General features: G+C 67.0%; 2 protein-coding genes. One reads left to right on the forward strand and one right to left on the reverse strand.

Going from position 1 to position 2,494, the window contains the following annotated elements; all coding sequences use genetic code 11:
- Positions 1–190: 190 nt before the first annotated feature.
- Entirely contained in the window at positions 191–1,564 is a 1,374-nt protein-coding gene (locus tag DMB66_RS58975) for a PfkB family carbohydrate kinase (protein ID WP_125812612.1), read from the forward strand.
- Positions 1,565–1,746: 182 nt separating this feature from the next.
- On the opposite strand, the gene DMB66_RS58980 is transcribed toward DMB66_RS58975, so the two are convergent.
- Positions 1,747–2,190, reverse strand: a complete 444-nt coding sequence (locus DMB66_RS58980) for an NUDIX domain-containing protein (RefSeq protein WP_125812611.1) — start codon at positions 2,188–2,190, stop codon at positions 1,747–1,749.
- Positions 2,191–2,494 lie beyond the last annotated feature (304 nt).

Genomic DNA, 2,494 nt, shown 5'->3' on the forward strand with positions numbered 1-2,494 from the left:
CGGCGCCTGCGACGAAGCGTTGTGTTGCCCTTCGCCGCACCACCAAATCGTCCAGGAGCTGCACCTCATCGCCCTTCACCTCGTCTGTGAACGCCTGGACCGTACGCTTCCACAGGTCCTGGAAGCAGGTCCCCAGGACCACGAACGTCGCGAACCTGGTGACCACACGGCTGTGGCGACCCGCCCATTGCTGGTCGTCGTCGGTGACACCCTGCTAGACCGCGACATCGTTGGCTCAGTCCACCGCGTCACCCCGGACGCCCCAGCCCTGGTCCTGGACGAGAAGGCCACGACCAGCCGTCCCGGAGGAGCCGGCCTCGCCGCTCGGCTCGCGGCCGGTCGAGGCTTCGACGTCGCATTGATCACCGCGATTGCCGACGATTCCTCTGGAGCCCTTCTCAACGAACTTCTCACCAGCGCGGGTATCGAGGTCTACCCGCTGCCGCTACCCGGCGGCACTCCGGAGAAGATTCGAATGTGCGGCAACGGGCAGGTCCTTCTGCGCCTCGACCGCGGTGGCGCCACCGTCGATCCCGCCGAACAAGTCTCCCGGACAGCTCTCGAACTGCTGCAAGAGGCGACCGCGATCCTGGTCAGCGACTACGGCCGCGGCGTCACCGGGCACCCTCAACTGCGCGACGCCCTCGAGCAGACCCGCGCCCCGATCGTCTGGGACCCCCACCCCAACGGAGCCCCACCGGTGCCCGGAGTCCAACTCGTCACACCGAGCGCAGCCGAAGCCCGCACGCTCAGCGGCGACACCAGCGGTGGCTCCACACTCGCCGCCGCTCAACGGGCCGGAAACCTACTCCTGCAACGCTGGCAGGCCGGCGCGATCGCCATCACGGTCGGCCCGGACGGAGCGATCGTGTGCCAGGGAAGTCCGATACCCGTGGTGATCCCTGCTCCGACAAGAGCCACCGGCGACGCCTGCGGCGCCGGTGACCAGTTCGCGGCTACCGCCGCCCTCGCCCTTGCCGGTGGCGCCCTGGTGTCCGAGGCGGTGCAGGAGGCGGTTAGCGTTGCCACTGCCTACGTCAAAGCTGGCGGTGTCAACACCGTCCTGAACCACGCCACGCCGTCGGCAGAGCGACCGACGAACATCAACTGCCTGCTCTCCGAGGTACGCGGTCGCGGCGGCACGGTCGTCGCGACCGGCGGTTGCTTCGACCTCCTCCACGTTGGCCACCTCGCCACCCTGGAAGCCGCCCGAAGACTGGGCGACTGTCTCATCGTCTGCCTCAACTCAGACGAATCCGTCCGCGGCATCAAAGGACCAGGTCGGCCGTTGACCACCCAAGCCGATCGCAGCAGAATCCTGGCCGCTCTCGACTGCGTCGATGCCGTAGTCATCTTCGATGAGCCAAATCCTGAAGCGATCCTGTCCTGGCTTCGGCCCGACATTTGGGTCAAAGGTGGCGACTACACCGAACTGGCCGAAGCCAACCTCATCCGCCAGTGGGGCGGCCAGGCCGTCACCGTCCCGTACCTGGATGGGCGATCCACCAGCCACACCATCGCGGTCGCCCGTAGCGACAGAAGCAGCAAGTTGGGCCATCGGTGAACGCTTCGTTTTTCGCAGGCGCGGATCTGGTTGATTAGGCGAGCTGACTTGGGCTACGCGGGCGGAGCGGAGCTGACCGCTCCGCTGAAGTCACCGGTCGGACTCGGCCTCGGCACCGCACGAGCCCGCGCCCAGCCACCGCGATCCCGGGCGGCCGGAGCTGTGCTGACCTTGCTCAACGTTCATCCACCGCGTGTCGAGGCGAACAGATCGCCGTGGTCGCTGAGCGTGGCCAGCAAGAGATCGGCGACGGCGCCTGGTTTGAGGTTGATCGCTTCGAGCGCCGCCATGGTCAACGGGACGGCATCCAGATGGTAGGCACCGCGGCCGGCCTCGTTGAACTCCAGGCCAGTACGGTCCGGGAAGGACCAGCTCGTGATCCGCGCCAGGTAGACGAACTCGCGGTCGGCCGTGCCATGAACGATCTGAAGCAGGCCGTGAATCTCGGGTACGCCAGCGAGTTCCTCGTGGACTTCGCGGCGCAGTGCATCCTCGCGGCTCGCATCGGTGGATTCGACGCCGCCGCCGGGGAGAACCCAGTAAACCGGAGTGTGCGGGCGCTCCCGGCGAATGAGCAGGACCTTGTCATTCGGGGTGACGAGGACAGCGCGGACGCGGTCTTTCACCGTTGCTCTCCATGTTGGGCCAGGACGGGGTAGTTATCGTCTCAGGGCCATGACGAGCTACGCCGGTGGGTGTGCCGCGCCCACCGGCGACGGCGCGTCCGTCATTCCATCGACCACTCCGGATGCATGGAGCGTGCGCTGGCGGTTGCGGAAGGTGAGTGCCTCGAAGGCGATGTCGCCGCCGAGCGGCGTGGCTGCGGCAAGGTCTCGTCAGCATGCTGAGGTTGTTCTTGCTGGTCAGTAGGACAGAAGAGCGGCGAGCGGAAACCGCCGTGCCGTGTCGGTGAGCGCGCCGGAGAACTCC

It is taken from the genome of Actinoplanes sp. ATCC 53533 (assembly GCF_003947245.1).